At 65.3% G+C, this 13,497-nt stretch carries 16 protein-coding genes; 8 read left to right on the top strand and 8 right to left on the bottom strand.

Going from position 1 to position 13,497, the window contains the following annotated elements:
- Window position 1 precedes the first annotated feature (1 nt).
- Together E4K62_RS16080 and E4K62_RS16075 are read right to left on the bottom strand one after the other, a co-directional pair.
- Window positions 2-613 (bottom strand): M23 family metallopeptidase, encoded by a 612-nt coding sequence (locus E4K62_RS16080; protein ID WP_135069292.1) that lies wholly within the window; start codon window positions 611-613, stop codon window positions 2-4.
- 1 nt (window position 614) lies between these two features.
- Entirely contained in the window at window positions 615-1,292 is a 678-nt protein-coding gene (locus E4K62_RS16075) for a hypothetical protein (protein WP_135069289.1), read from the bottom strand.
- A 252-nt stretch (window positions 1,293-1,544) separates the two neighbouring features.
- Here E4K62_RS16075 and E4K62_RS16070 point away from each other — a divergent pair, with 252 nt between their 5' ends.
- From E4K62_RS16070 to E4K62_RS16050, 5 genes are all read left to right on the top strand, one after another.
- Complete coding sequence (locus E4K62_RS16070) at window positions 1,545-1,862, top strand: winged helix-turn-helix transcriptional regulator (RefSeq protein ID WP_135069286.1); 318 nt, start codon at window positions 1,545-1,547, stop codon at window positions 1,860-1,862.
- Window positions 1,863-2,128: 266 nt separating this feature from the next.
- Entirely contained in the window at window positions 2,129-2,605 is a 477-nt protein-coding gene (locus E4K62_RS16065) for a hypothetical protein (RefSeq protein ID WP_240742726.1), read from the top strand.
- 6 nt (window positions 2,606-2,611) lie between these two features.
- The gene (locus E4K62_RS16060; RefSeq protein WP_135069283.1) at window positions 2,612-3,076 is read left to right on the top strand and encodes an ImmA/IrrE family metallo-endopeptidase; all 465 of its coding nucleotides are present in this window, start codon (window positions 2,612-2,614) and stop codon (window positions 3,074-3,076) included.
- Complete coding sequence (locus E4K62_RS16055; RefSeq protein WP_135069280.1) at window positions 3,073-4,080, top strand: hypothetical protein; 1,008 nt, start codon at window positions 3,073-3,075, stop codon at window positions 4,078-4,080. Before E4K62_RS16060 ends, E4K62_RS16055 begins: the two co-directional genes overlap by 4 nt.
- A complete protein-coding gene (locus tag E4K62_RS16050; protein WP_240742725.1) occupies window positions 4,077-5,273 on the top strand; it encodes an alpha/beta hydrolase family protein in 1,197 nt (398 codons plus the stop codon). Before E4K62_RS16055 ends, E4K62_RS16050 begins: the two co-directional genes overlap by 4 nt.
- 254 nt (window positions 5,274-5,527) lie before the next feature.
- On the opposite strand, the gene E4K62_RS16045 is transcribed toward E4K62_RS16050, so the two are convergent.
- The gene (locus tag E4K62_RS16045; protein WP_135069277.1) at window positions 5,528-5,854 is read right to left on the bottom strand and encodes a hypothetical protein; all 327 of its coding nucleotides are present in this window, start codon (window positions 5,852-5,854) and stop codon (window positions 5,528-5,530) included.
- A gap of 67 nt (window positions 5,855-5,921) precedes the next feature.
- Between E4K62_RS16045 and E4K62_RS16040 the strand changes: the two genes are divergently transcribed.
- Window positions 5,922-6,182, top strand: coding sequence for a hypothetical protein (locus E4K62_RS16040; RefSeq protein WP_135069274.1), 261 nt, complete (start codon window positions 5,922-5,924; stop codon window positions 6,180-6,182).
- Between the two features lie 301 nt (window positions 6,183-6,483).
- A complete protein-coding gene (locus tag E4K62_RS16035) occupies window positions 6,484-6,825 on the top strand; it encodes a hypothetical protein (protein ID WP_135069271.1) in 342 nt (113 codons plus the stop codon).
- Window positions 6,826-7,668: 843 nt separating this feature from the next.
- Here the strand turns inward: E4K62_RS16035 and E4K62_RS16030 are convergent.
- The gene (locus tag E4K62_RS16030) at window positions 7,669-8,022 is read right to left on the bottom strand and encodes a MerR family transcriptional regulator (protein WP_135069268.1); all 354 of its coding nucleotides are present in this window, start codon (window positions 8,020-8,022) and stop codon (window positions 7,669-7,671) included.
- 192 nt (window positions 8,023-8,214) lie between these two features.
- Between E4K62_RS16030 and E4K62_RS16025 the strand changes: the two genes are divergently transcribed.
- Window positions 8,215-9,729, top strand: coding sequence for a SulP family inorganic anion transporter (locus tag E4K62_RS16025; protein ID WP_135069265.1), 1,515 nt, complete (start codon window positions 8,215-8,217; stop codon window positions 9,727-9,729).
- A gap of 152 nt (window positions 9,730-9,881) precedes the next feature.
- Here E4K62_RS16025 and E4K62_RS16020 read toward each other — a convergent pair whose 3' ends face one another.
- From E4K62_RS16020 to trxB, 4 genes are read right to left on the bottom strand one after another with little or no spacing between them, the layout of a single operon-like run.
- Complete coding sequence (locus tag E4K62_RS16020; RefSeq protein WP_135071492.1) at window positions 9,882-10,283, bottom strand: arsenate reductase ArsC; 402 nt, start codon at window positions 10,281-10,283, stop codon at window positions 9,882-9,884.
- Window positions 10,284-10,294: 11 nt separating this feature from the next.
- Window positions 10,295-11,287: a metalloregulator ArsR/SmtB family transcription factor gene (locus E4K62_RS16015; protein ID WP_374108114.1), complete on the bottom strand. Its 993-nt coding sequence runs from the start codon at window positions 11,285-11,287 to the stop codon at window positions 10,295-10,297.
- The gene (gene arsB / locus E4K62_RS16010; RefSeq protein ID WP_135069259.1) at window positions 11,284-12,378 is read right to left on the bottom strand and encodes an ACR3 family arsenite efflux transporter; all 1,095 of its coding nucleotides are present in this window, start codon (window positions 12,376-12,378) and stop codon (window positions 11,284-11,286) included. The genes E4K62_RS16015 and arsB overlap by 4 nt, the downstream gene beginning before the upstream one ends.
- Window positions 12,375-13,343: a thioredoxin-disulfide reductase gene (trxB, locus tag E4K62_RS16005; RefSeq protein WP_135071489.1), complete on the bottom strand. Its 969-nt coding sequence runs from the start codon at window positions 13,341-13,343 to the stop codon at window positions 12,375-12,377. The genes arsB and trxB overlap by 4 nt, the downstream gene beginning before the upstream one ends.
- Window positions 13,344-13,497 lie beyond the last annotated feature (154 nt).

The raw sequence follows: 13,497 nt of genomic DNA, 5'->3' as shown, positions 1-13,497 counted from the left end.
ATCACCTGAGCGGAAGGCCGAACGCGGCCATGAACGGTTGAGGGTCGATAGGAACGCCGTCCCGTTGCACCTCGTAGTGCAGGTGGCACCCGAAGGAGCGGCCCGTGTTTCCTTCGGCGCCGAGCGCAGTCCCAGCAGCGACGGCGTCACCGACGGAGACGCGGAGCGATCCCCACTGCATGTGCCCGTAGAGCGTCACCAGTCCGCCACCGTGGTCGACGCGCACGGTGTTTCCCCAGCCGTAGAAAGAACCTGCGGTGATGATGCGACCGGGCCCCGCGGCGTGGATCGCGGCGCCGCAACCCTGCGCCATGTCGTAACCCTTGTGGTTGGTCGAGCAGTAGCTGCAGCCGACTACGGGGTTGTATCCGAAGCCACGGCCCTTCGAGTAGCCGCCGGCGAGTGGGTAACCCCAGTCCCCGTTAGCAACCGGATCGGCCGGGGCCTTGGTTTCGGTTGCAACCTGCTCGCCACTTATCGCGAACGGGATTGCGATCAGCGGCGTCAGCAGCATTCCGCCGACGAGCGTGAAGAAGAGAAGAACCCCGATCGCGATCCTGCGCCCGGCCCTCGTATTCGCGAGTGCTGCTGCCGCGGCGACCGGGGCTCCCATGTCAGGGCTCCAATGACCCCGAGAAGTAGCGGACGACCTTGCAGTCACCTTCCTGCTGTGCCGTGCCTGGTGCCGGGACGGAACCGGCGCCACACAGGACCTGGACACTCACCCGCACCGTTTCGTCATACGACGTCGCGTCGCCACCACTTCCATCGGAGCGGGTGTACGTCAGCACCACGTCGGCTGCGCCGATGCTCATGCCCCCGGAAGCGTCATTCGGCACGTCAGTGAATTCGACCTCGCCGGCGACCGCGGTGACGCGGCCGTCCTCGTTCGCCAGCGAGTCCCACTCCGCCTCGGGGAGCACCACACCCTGCCGCAGCTCGAGTTGCGACGTCTGCATATCGGAGGCGCGATCGTCCTCGGAGGTGTAGCGAGTGTCGGGCGTGAACCATGTGTCGAGATACGTGAGCCACTCGGCGCGCGTGCTCAGTTGCGTGTCGAAGGTGGATGCCGCCTCCAGCGCGGCGCGCACGTAGGTCTCGGCATCCGTCGTGATCGGCTCGGGAACCCAGCCCTTGTCGACGACGGATGTGTCAACGACGTCTCCCCTCACGGGGGTGGTGGGGTCGGCGGTGGGCGCCGAATTCGCGGCGGTCGTCTCGACAGGAGCTGGTGCTGTGCCGCGGGAGAAGAGGGCGGCAAGGACGATAGCCAGAATGGCGACGAGGAGCACTGCTCCGCCCACGATGGCCCATACAAGCCCTCGACTCCGCTGAGTGTGCCGCGCCGTGGTCATCAGCTTGCCCATCCTGGTCCGGCGGCACGGGTGAAGCTGCCCGCACGCGACGACGCGCCCGCGTGGGCCACATCGCATCGAGTCGCTTCGCTTGACATGAGGGAAGCATATAACCGTACACTGCGGTTGTGAAGCATTTTTTCAATCCCTCGCCTGGACCGGGATGGGGCGATCCGCCAGACTGGGCTCGTGCCTCGTTACGCCCGGCCCGCGAACAGTGATTACGCGGAGGATCCCATCAACGCGCTCGGGAACGTCATGCAGGCGACGATCATTGGTCTCCTGCGGAAGGAGCCTGGGCTCACTCGTTCTGAGATTGCCGAAGCCCTCGACCTTCCCAAGATGACCATCGCGAATGGGCTCGAGAAGCTGCTCGATGCTGGGCTGATCATTGCCGACCCGCCTCGCGACGTCGCTTTGCGGGGTCAACGCGTGCGCTACACCGTCGACGACGCACAGGTGACCGAGATGGTCATGCGGCTGGAGCAGGTGCTCGGGGAGTTCTAGTCGAGTGACCGCGGGGTGTCCGGTCACGCATGGTGGGGTGATCGCGGAGTTCGACATCTCGACCTCTTTTCGCCTCCGTGGCGTCGCGGGGATCACCGGTTTGAGCATGCTCAAACATGTCAGGCGTTCATGCTGACACTCGTAGGCACCTCGGCGCAATGGTTGATTTGAGCATGCCCAACGCGTAGCTTGAGCACCCTCGAGTGGGTCTCCGGGCAGGCCCGACGATGTGCGTTCCCAGCCCGAGGCGAAGGACGGTTAAGCGCGTGACAGAGGACGATAGCAAAGCCGCCGCGGACGATTTAGCTAAACGCATTCGCCTGTTGATGGATGTCGTGATCGCCCAGACCGGCGAGGAACCCACGTACTCCCAGATCGCCGCGTTCCTGCGAGCGCGCGGTGTCAATCTCTCCCGGTCCCGGTGGACGTACATGGTGAACGGTCATCGTTACGTGCAGGATCAGGCGCTGTATGAAGCGTTGGCAGAGTTCTTCGAGGTCGATGCCGCCTTCCTCGCGGGCAGCCCCGAAGCGTCGATGCCCGCCAAGATCGCCGCGCAACTCGATCTCGTGCGGTCCATGCGTGTCGCGAAGGTCAAGTCATATGCAGCGCGCACCCTAGGCGACATCTCTCCTGAGGCGCTCCGGGCAATCACGCGATTCCTCGAGAACGAATCTAGCGATGAGCCGGCGGCGCGCGGCCCGCGGAAGGTGGTCACGTCCGATGGCCACGAAGGGAAGTGACGGACTATGAAGGCCGCAACTCACCCGCCAGTGGCGCTAAAGGAGCTGGGGCTCGGAGATCATTTCTCCCTCGGTCAGCTCGTGGGCGCAGTGGAGCGTCGGCGCGGCCGACCGCTGCGGATTGTCGAGCTCGCCGAACTCAGCGACCGAGAAGGTATCTGCGCGATGTGGCTGATGACCGACGCTGAGGACATCGTGCTCCACGCGCGCACTGAGTCGACTCTGCATCGGCAGCAGTTCGTCTTGCACGAGCTAGCCCACATCATTCTCGACCACGGCGCCGACGACGAAGCTGATGCCCGCGACGCTTTGCTTCCAGACATCGCGCCGTCCACTCGACGGCGTCTGCTGGGACGGCAGGATCTCGTCACCGCGGATGAGATCGCCGCCGAGACTCTGGCTGATCACCTCGCTGCTGCCATCCGGGGGTCGGTGATGCACGAGTCGAAGTTCTTGGAGATCTTCGGATGACGCAGCTCATCGTCTCCGCGTTGCTGTGGGTGCTCGTCGCAAGCCTGCTCATCTTGCGACGTGGCCGCACCGACCGCAGCATCCTGTGGTCGGCGTTGACCATCGCCGTGGCGATGACGCTGAGCACCGACAGCGTGTACCGCCCCGTTGATCTTCTGCTCGGTGGCGGGAACCTCGTGACGTTGGCGGCGGACCTCGCGCTCATGGTCGGCATCTTCTTCTTGGGGCGGGCAATTGCCAAGGCCACGGAGTACCGCCCGCGCATCGTGCGTCTTGCACTAGGGCGAACGGTGCTCGTGGTTGCGCTCGTGTCAGCCGTTGTCGCGTTCGCCCTCATCGACCGAGGCGTGACGACAACGACGTTCATGCTGGACTATGGCGCCCAGCCGGCCGCGGCCGCGTATTCGGTGATCCAGTTTGCGTACGACGGAATCGTTCTGACGGCGATGGCCGCGGTCGCGACGCGGCAGGTCCGGCTCAGCGAAGGAGTCGATCGGTTGCCGGCGGTCTCCCTCTTGATCGGTAGTGCGCTGGGCCTCGGTCTGGTGGCAGTGGTCGTCGCGATGGATATCGCGCACCTCTCGGGCAACGTCTCGTTGATGCTCAGGCTGGGCGCTGCGTACAGTCCGCTTGTGCTGTCGACGTTCGTCTTTCTCTGCGTCGGTTTGGCCAGTCAGCCGGCGATTCGCTGGCTGCGTGCTCGTTCCCGGGCACGTGCGACGAGCGAGCTCGTCTCTCAGACAGCGCCGATCTGGCAGAGAGCGAACCGCGTCCGGCCTGGGATGAGCCAGCAGAACGCGGCGGGCTTCAGTGCCGCGGACGCTGAGACGCGGCTTCACCGGCAGCTCGTCGAGATCCGGGATGCCGCGGTTGATCCGCGCGTCTCGTTTGCGCTGAGCGAAGCGGAGCGATTGCTTGTTGAGGCAGCTGAGGCGCACCTGCTCGGAAGCGGCTCAGGCGTATACGCGCCGAGTCAGGGTGTGCCGGCGAGAGTCATACGTTGAGACTCCGCGCGGCTGCCGCGGCCGTGAGCGGGCTTGCCGCAGCCATCCTCGCCGGGACCGTGAGTCTCGGTTTCGTGATCGCCCGACGACTCACGGCGCCTGCGGCCGGGAGGGTCTACAACCTCTCAATATGGGGGATCGTTCGGCACGGTGACCACGATGCAGTCGTCCTCGACCGCACCTCCGCGACGGCGACGCCCGGCGTCTATAACCTCTGGCTCGAGGGCGGCGGATGGGTCCGGCTCGGCCCTGTCGTCGCCCGGGATTCTCGAACCGTGACGCGCCTGGTGGGTTCGGTCGATCCCATGGGCGCACTGGGTGTGGGGCGGCGCGCATCGTGGAGTGGCATCTACTATCGCGACCCGGCGGACGCGGGTCTCGACGTGGAGGGAGTGGTCATAGAGACGCCCGCCGGGCCTGCGCCGGCATGGCTCGTCCGCCCGCCGGAAACCCGGGGGAGCGACTGGGCGATCCACGTCCACGGACTCGCCAGCCCTCGAGCGGGCACACTCCGGGGTGTGCAGGTCGCTACCGAAGTCGGCTTCGTTTCGCTCGTCGTCACCTACCGCAACGACGGCGAGGGCCCGACCGTAGGAGCGGGTCGCTCGACTCTCGGAGATAGTGAGGCGGAGGACGTTCGCGCTGCGGTGAGGTACGCCGTCGCGCACGGTGCCGAACGGATCGTGCTCTTCGGATGGTCCATGGGTGCGGCGATCGCGCTGCAAATCGCCATGGACCATGAATTCACAGGCGTCCTGGACCGGCTCATCCTCGACTCACCGGTCCTGGACTGGTACACGACCATCGCCGCCAACTGCTCCCGAGTTGGCTTGCCTTCTGAGACTGGCGCGCTCGCGCGTCCATGGTTGGAATGCAAGCCGTTGGCGCGAGCCGTAGGGTTGCGCGCACCGATACGGCTAAGGCGCTTCGATTGGGTCTCTCGGTCCGCGTCGGGACCGGTTCCGCTTCCGACGCTGATCCTTCATGGAACCCATGACAGCTCGTCTCCGCCAGCCGCTGCCCGTCAGCTCGTCGGAAAGCAGCCCGAGACGGTCGAACTCGAGATGTTCTCCGCGGATCACACCCTGTGTTGGAACTCGGATCCGGAGCGATGGAAGCGCCGCGTTCGCGAGTGGCTCGCCGAGCCTGACGCACACTTAGAGGTCGATGCATCCAAGTCTCCTGCTGGCTGAGGCGATCGCCCCCTCGAGGCTCGCGGGGCCGCTTCGCTGACGACCTGCGTCGCAACGAGGCGTTCTGGGCGCTTCTCGCGAGCGAGAGCCACTGGAGCGACGGTCGCCCTTCGGCTACGCTCCGGACGCATGTCGATCGAGGAGGACGGTTTCGAGGTGGCCGCCCAGCCGCGGTGTCCAGAGTGCGGAACCGTGCTCAGACATGCTGGCCACGCCTACTGGTGCGCCACTTGTCAGGTCGTTCTCATCGGGATCTAGGGCGAAGGCCGTTGCGGAGCCTCGCGCACGGCAGAGGCCCACACCCACGTCTTGTACTCACGGCCGGCGACCGTGAAGCGGATCGCGGCGGCGTGTCTCGTCCAGCTGCACGCCTCGGCATCAACGAGTACGGGTGTGTCACCGAAGCGCACCCACGCGCGGACCGGTTTGGGTTGGGGATCACGCGTGAACGGCTCACGCTCCAGCTCGAGCTCCTCGGAAGAGAGGGTCTGCAGGGGGCCCGCCGTGTCGGCCACGCGTTGAATGATGCGCTCATCCATGAGGCGATCGAAGTGCGCGGCGTACCGTCGGTTGGTGCCCACGGCCGCCTCCCTCGTTAGTTGGTTTGACACTAGTTAGGTTCGAACACTTGTTCTATTATCAGGTGTCATGACCACAACGATGAACCAGCGCGAAACCACCCTTTGGATGGTCAACGAAGTACCGGCGCGCATGGTCTATGCCGGTCGTCGGTGGCTGGTCACAGACACGCCGACACGGCTGCGCGAGTCGGTGTGGGCGGCTCCGCTTGAGGAGCACCGCGGCCTCTACGGCTGGAGGTTCCAAGCAACCGACACCGAGGAGCGGTCCCTAGTGTTCGACGTGTACCGGGCAGAAGACGGTTGGCGCGTTCACCGCGCGTACGGGTGAGAATGCGAACAATGGGTCGCAGGGGTGGCCCCGGGACCTCGCCTGCTCACATGAACTGGGTGTGATCGGGCGATCGACAGACCAGGCCCGGTGGGTCGATGGTTCCGATCTCGACGAGGTGTAGCGCTCGATTCACTACTTCGGCAGCGCTCGCTAGGGTCGCTTTATGAGTCGACGTGGTCTCGTTTCAGGTGTCCTTCTGGGTCTCGCGGCACTTTTGTTGTCCGGGTGCGTCGGAGGCGAGCCTGTCCCGAGCGCGAGCGATCCATGTGCCGAGGCGTTCGACGTCGCGTCCGAGAACATGAATCAGCACTACGACACGCATCCGTTCTTTGGCTCCGCCTACGACGACCTCTATGCGGACGGTGAGATCACAGCTGAGGAGCAAGTCGAACTGGATGCTCTGATGGCTGACGAAGAGGCGCAGTATGCCGCAGCGATCGATCCGATCTTTGACACTTGCAGTGGGTGGGAAGACCTCTACGCGGGGGCCTTCGCGCATAAGGACGACGTCGACTGGGGTCTACAGGAGAACGAGTACGTCAGCCGTGACGAAGCGCGAGAGGGCTTCGTTGTCGGATTCTGCTTCGACAACACGGATCGGCCCGCCTGCTCGGACTTTGACGAAGAGGACTGGCGCTAGCTTGTCTGAGTAGACAGGCAGCAGCGCAGCCGCTTTCTGCGATCGGCTCAGCGCATGTCAGCCGGCGCACGCAATCTGAGCGGGCGGGGTGAACTCAATGCCAAGCTCCGCATCAAGGCCACAGACGGACTCTAGGAAACCCTCCGCGAAGCTCGCACTGAAGGGCGGGCGACTGCTTGCGGCCGAGGATGCCCAGACAATCAATTCTGAGACGGCTGCGCCCGCCCGGTCACGTCCGCAATGCTGGCCCAAGTTCTCGCCCGTCTGAGTGAACAAGTCATTCATCGGAGCTGAAGCCTCCTCGATCTCAGCCGATGACGAGGCTCTATCCATCCGATCCATCGCGGCGTTAAGAAGCTCAAGCGACTCTGCAGTCGAAGTGTCGCAAAGGTCCGGACCAACAGTTTCTTGCGGCGATGCCACCTCGAGGTCAGGTTCACTTGCCGGCGGGGTGTTGACGTCGCTGGGAGCAGAGGTGCTGCATCCCGTGCAGGTCAACACGATGATCGACCACGCAGCGAGTAACGACCTTTTCGTTCTTGTCGGCACTGTTTCCCCCGTAGTCACCCGATGAAGACGTGCTCAGTCGCTCCGATAGGGCACCGCCGGCGTCAGCCTATAGCTCGGACCGACTACCGGAGGAGCGATCGAGATCTGCGGGCAGTTCGGACGCAAATGACCCGCAAAGGCCTTCGCCGCTGCCCGAGCGGCAACGACTGCGTCTCGCGGGGCTGTTCTCGAAGGCGGGCGCCGGGACTCGACTACTTGCTCACCGAACACGATCGTTTCCGGCAGGCCGATCGGCTATGGGTCCGAGGCCTCGGACCGGGCCTATCCGTCGCTTTAGAGCTGGCCGAGCAGCTGCACGAACTCGTCGGCCATGGCGAGCTGTTCCGTGAGCTTCTGACGGCGCTGGTCGGCGCCGTCACGGATTTCGTCGATTCGGGCTCGCAATGCGATGTCGCTCGGGTGGATGGTGAGGGCATCGACGACGTCGAGGAGTTCCCGCATCTCGTCGAGGGTGTATCCCAACGGTTTCATTCTGCGGATGATGAGGATGCGTTCGACGTCTTTCTCGGTGTAGAGCCGGAACCCGCCCTCAGTGCGTGCGGACGGCTGCACGAGCCCCACGTCGTCCCAGTGTCGGAGCGATCGGAATGAGAGCGCCGTGCGCTCGGCCACCTCGCCGATCCGCATTGTCTCGACGGTTTCGTGTTCGTCTTCCACTGATTTCCCCACAACACTAACGTTACGTTAGAGTCTAGATCGGCGCGGCTCTCCGTCCGCTCCCCTTTATCCTCCCGTGTCGGGCTGACCGACGCCTGCGCACCGCTTGCGCTCCCATTCGTTTCCCGCGCTCTCACGAGAGAGCCCACACCCGGAGGGCACATGACTGCCGTCACCCCCACTCGTGACTCCGCGCGTTACCGCATCGAACCCACCGTCATGCAGGCGCTGCGCAGCCCGCGCCTGCTCACCCGTGAAGTCCTCGCGGGCCTCGTCGTCGCACTTGCCCTGATCCCGGAGGCGATCGCGTTCTCGATCATCGCGGGCGTTGACCCACGCGTCGGTCTGTTCTCGTCGTTCATCATGGCCGTCGCGATCGCGTTCCTCGGCGGCCGCCCCGCGATGATCACCGCGGCGACCGGCGCGATCGCGCTCGTCATCGCACCGGTGGCTCGCGAGTATGGCATGGATTACTTCATCGCCACCGTGCTCCTGGGCGGGCTCGTCCAGATCGTGCTGGCCCTGCTGGGTGTCGCGAAGCTCATGCGATTCATCCCGCGCTCGGTGATGGTCGGCTTCGTGAACGCCCTGGCGATCCTCATCTTCACCTCGCAGTTCCCGCAGCTCATCGATGTGCCCTGGTTGGTCTACCCACTCGTCGCGGTCGGCCTGCTCGTGATGTACCTCATGCCGCGGATCACGAAGGTCATCCCGGCACCGCTCGTCGCGATCGTGCTGCTCACCGCGGCAGTCGTCGTCTTCGCCTGGAACGTCCCGAACGTCGGCGACCAGGGAGAGCTCCCGCACAGTCTTCCCGAGCTGTTCATCCCCAACGTGCCTCTCACCTTCGAGACGCTGCAGATCATCGCCCCCTACGCTCTCGCGATGGCCGTCGTCGGCCTGCTCGAGTCGCTCATGACCGCGAAGCTCGTCGACGACATCACCGACACCCACTCACGCAAGACCCGCGAGGCGCTGGGCCAGGGAGCGGCGAACATCCTCTCCGGCGCGTTCGGCGGCATGGGCGGGTGCGCGATGATCGGCCAGACGATGATCAACGTCAAGGCCTCCGGCGCACGCACGCGGATCTCCACCTTCCTCGCCGGTGTCTTCCTGCTGGTCCTCGTTCTCGCGCTCGGCGACGTGGTGGCGATCATCCCGATGGCCGCGCTCGTCGCGGTCATGATCCTCGTCTCGATCGCGACCTTCGACTGGCACAGCATCCGCTGGGGCACGCTCAAGCGCATGCCGAAGAGCGAGACCGCCGTCATGCTCATCACCGTGATCGCGACCGTCTGGACGCACAATCTTGCGATCGGCGTCATCCTCGGGGTCATCGCCGCGATGATCATGTTCGCCCGACGGGTCGCGCACTTTGTCAGCGTCACCCGCACCGTCAACGCTTACACGGCTACAGCGCACTATGCCGTCAATGGAGAACTCTTCTTCGCCTCCAGCAACGACCTCACCACGCAGTTCGAGTACGCCGACGACCCCCACACGGTAGTGATCGACATGAGCCACTCCCACGTCTGGGACGCCTCCACAGTGGCGGCCCTCGACGCCATCGTCACCAAGTACGAGAATCATGGCAAGACCGTCACCATCGAAGGCCTGAATGACACCGCGGCAGCGTTCCATGGCCGCCTCACCGGCAACCTTGGCAGCGGCCACTGACCCACGATCACGCAGAGAGAAGGGGCGGCCTCAAGCCGCCCCTTCTTCGTCATCCACCGAAGCGCCCGCTCCTCGGACCTCCAGCTCGGCATCGCCCTCGGAGGCCCGCACGCTCAGGCGTGGGCCTCCGTCATGCGTGGGGTGCTGCCACGTCAGACGAGCTCGCTGACGAGCTGCTGGATGCGCTCTCGGATGTCGTCGCGGATCGGGCGGACTGCGTCGATGCCCTGCCCGGCGGGGTCGTCGAGTTTCCAGTCCTCGTAGCGCTTGCCGGGGAAGAACGGGCAGGCGTCTCCACACCCCATGGTGATGACGACATCGGATGCCTGCACGGCTTCGGTGGTGAGGATCTTCGGCTGCTCCGCGGTGATGTCGATACCGAGCTCTGCCATCGCCTCGACCGCGGTGGGATTGATCTGGTCCGCGGGCATGGACCCGGCGGAGCGGACCTCGATGCGGTCGCCGGCGATGTCGCGGAGGAAGCCGGCGGCCATTTGTGAGCGGCCGGCGTTGTGGACGCAGACGAAGAGGACGGAGGGCTTGGTGTCGGTCATGGTGGCTCCGGTCATTGTGCGGGGGTGAGGGTGGCAAGGAGAGCGTCGACGCGTCGGGCGATGTCGTCGCGGATCGCGGCGACGCCTTCGGCGGAGGCGAGGGCGGGGTCGCCGACGGTCCAGTCTTCGTAGCGGACGCCGGGGATAATGGGGCAGACGTCGCCGCAGCCCATGGTGATGACGACGTCAGCTGCGCGGACTGCGTCATCGGTCAGCGGTTTAGGGAACCGCGGTTCGTCACTGTCTGGGGTCAGCTCGTCGATGAGGGGCCGCACGTGGGGGTGGATCTCGGCGGCCGGGGTCGATCCGGCCGAGCGTGCCACGACGGCGCCGGCCGAGCGCTGATTCACCAGTGCCGCGGCGAGCTGCGATCTACCTGCGTTCGCGACGCAGACGAACAGCACCTGCGGCTGTCCTTGCGTGCGGTCACGGGTGATGTCAGCGAGTCGTTGGCGGGCGAACCGTTCGGTGAGCGCCAGGAGGTGGTTCTTCACCCGAGCGCTCTTGGCCAGGGACGTGTACGACTCGCGGACGATTGTCGCCACCAGGCTGCCGTCGAGCTGTGGGTAGTCCTGACTGAGCGCTTCGGCCAGGTGGGTGAGGGCGTTGTCGACGTTTGTGAGGCCAGCATGCTCGGCACGGATGGGAGCGATGGCGGCGGGGGCGAACGAGTCGAGCAGGGTTGCCACCGCCGGGCGGAGGGCCGGGGCGATCCGGTACCAGACCCAGGTGCCGCGCCGCTCGGAGGTGAGTACGCCGGTGTCGCGGAGCACCTTCAGGTGGTGCGACACGGTGGGCTGTGACACCTCGGCGAGTTCCGCGAGGTCGCACACGCACGATTCTCCGCGCGCGTCCGTCGCGATCGCGGACAGCATCCGCAGCCGGAGCGGGTCTGAGAGCGCCTTCAACGTGGTGGCGATCGCCGCGGCCGCGTCATCTCCGATTGCGTGCGTTGGAGACGGGGCGCAGATGTCGTCTGCGGTGGTGGTAGCGGCGCTCATCATCGAGTCCTTTCCAGGGCGGGTGCGGGAATCGCGTACGGGTCGGTGTGGAACCATGCTCGCGCAGCCCACAGAGAGACGTAGACCAGGCCGACCAGAACGGGAACTTCGATCAGTGGCCCGACGACACCGGCGAGGGCCTGCCCTGAGGTGGCGCCGAAGGTGCCGATCGCGACGGCGATGGCGAGTTCGAAGTTGTTGCCCGCCGCGGTGAATGCGAGCGTTGACGAGCGTGCGTAGCCCAGGCCGAGGGTCTTGCCGGTGATGAGGCCGGCGAACCACATGACGGCGAAGTAGACCAGCAGCGGTAGTGCAATCCGGACGACGTCCAACGGCCGTGAGGTGACCTGTTCTCCCTGGAGGGCGAACAGCAGCACGATCGTGAACAGCAGCCCGTAGAGTGCCCACGGTCCGATCTTGGGGAGGAATGACGTCTCGTACCAGGCGCGTCCCTTCCGGCGTTCCCCGATGAGACGGGAAGCGAGCCCGGCGACCAGGGGGACGCCGAGGAAGATGAGCACGTTGAGTGCGATCTGCCACACGGAGACGTCTAGGCCTTGGCTGTCGAGGCCTAGCCAGCCGGGGAGGACGGTGAGGTAGAACCAGCCGAGGATCGAGAACGCGATGACCTGGAACACCGAGTTGATCGCGACGAGCACGGCGGCCGCTTCCCGGTCGCCGCAGGCAAGGTCGTTCCAGATGACGACCATGGCGATGCAACGGGCGAGGCCGACGATGATCAGGCCCGTCCTATACTCGGGCAGGTCCGGCAGGAACACCCACGCGAGGGCGAACATCAGTGCCGGGCCGGCGATCCAGTTCAGGGCTAGCGAAGAGATGAGGAGCTTCTTGTCGCCGGTGACGGCGGCGACCTTGTCGTAGCGGACCTTTGCGAGCACCGGGTACATCATGATCAGCAAACCGAGCGCGATCGGAACAGAGATTCCGCCGACTTCGAGGTGGGCGAGCAGTTCGGACAGGCCCGGGATGAACCGGCCCAGGAGGATGCCGCCGGCCATCGCCAAGCCGATCCACAGCGGCAGCCACCGATCGAGGGTCGAGAGGCGGCGAGTTGCGGGCGCTGCGTTGCTCACGCGAAAGCCCCCGCCGCGGTGAGGGTGGGAAGATCGAGCGCGGCGAGGTAGTGCTGCGCGTCTTGTGCTGCCGCGCATCCGGTTCCAGCGGCCGTGATCGCCTGCCGATAGGTGTGGTCTACGAGGTCGCCGGCGGCGAACACCCCGGTGAGTGAGGTGCGCGTGGAGGGATGGTCGACCAGCACGTAACCATCGGCATCCGTGGTGATCTGTCCAGCGACCAGCTCAGAGCGGGGGTCGTGGCCGATCGCGACGAACACGCCCGTCACAGGGAGGTTGCGCTCGGCTCCGGTGACGGTGTCGCGGAGGCGAACTCCCTGCACCTTCTCTTCTCCCTGCAGGGCTGCGATCTCGCTGTTCCACGCGACGTCGATCTTCGGGTGCTCGAGCACTCGCTCGGCCATGATCTTCGACGCTCGGAACGAGTCCCGGCGGTGAACAACGGTCACCTTCCGCGCGAACCGCGTCAAGAACAGTGCTTCCTCCATGGCCGAGTCGCCGCCACCGACCACGACGATGTCCTGGTCTCGGAAGAAGAACCCATCGCACGTCGCACACCACGACACGCCATGACCCGAGAGGCGCTCCTCGTCGGGAAGCCCCAGCTTCCGGTATGCCGACCCCATGGTGAGGATGACCGCGCGGGCATGGAACGTCTGCCCGGCACCCGTCTCGATGACTTTCGTGTCCGATTCGAGGTCAACGCGAATCGCATCGTCGAGGAGGATGCGGGCGCCGAAACGTTCGGCCTGCCGGCGCATCGTGTCCATCAGCTCTGGTCCCTGGATGCCATCGACGAAACCGGGGAAATTCTCCACCTCCGTAGTCGTCATGAGCGCACCGCCCGCGGTGACAGAACCCGCGATGACAACGGAGGCGAGCCCCGCCCGCGCCGCGTACACCGCTGCCGTGTACCCCGAAGGGCCCGACCCGACGATGACCAGCTCAACCTCTTGAATCGACATATGTCTATATTGACAGAGGTCGATACAGCGCGCAATCCTGATCATCAGAAGCCGCACATACCGAGGAGAGCCGCATGAAACCGACCGATCTTTTCATCTGTCAGCACAACGCCGGCCGCTCCCAGCTCGGCGCCGCTCGTCTTGACCGTCCCGC

It is taken from the genome of Microbacterium wangchenii (assembly GCF_004564355.1).
Lineage (GTDB): Bacteria > Actinomycetota > Actinomycetes > Actinomycetales > Microbacteriaceae > Microbacterium > Microbacterium wangchenii.
Note: the sequence above shows the minus strand (reverse complement) of the source record. Positions and strands in the feature narration are given on the sequence as shown.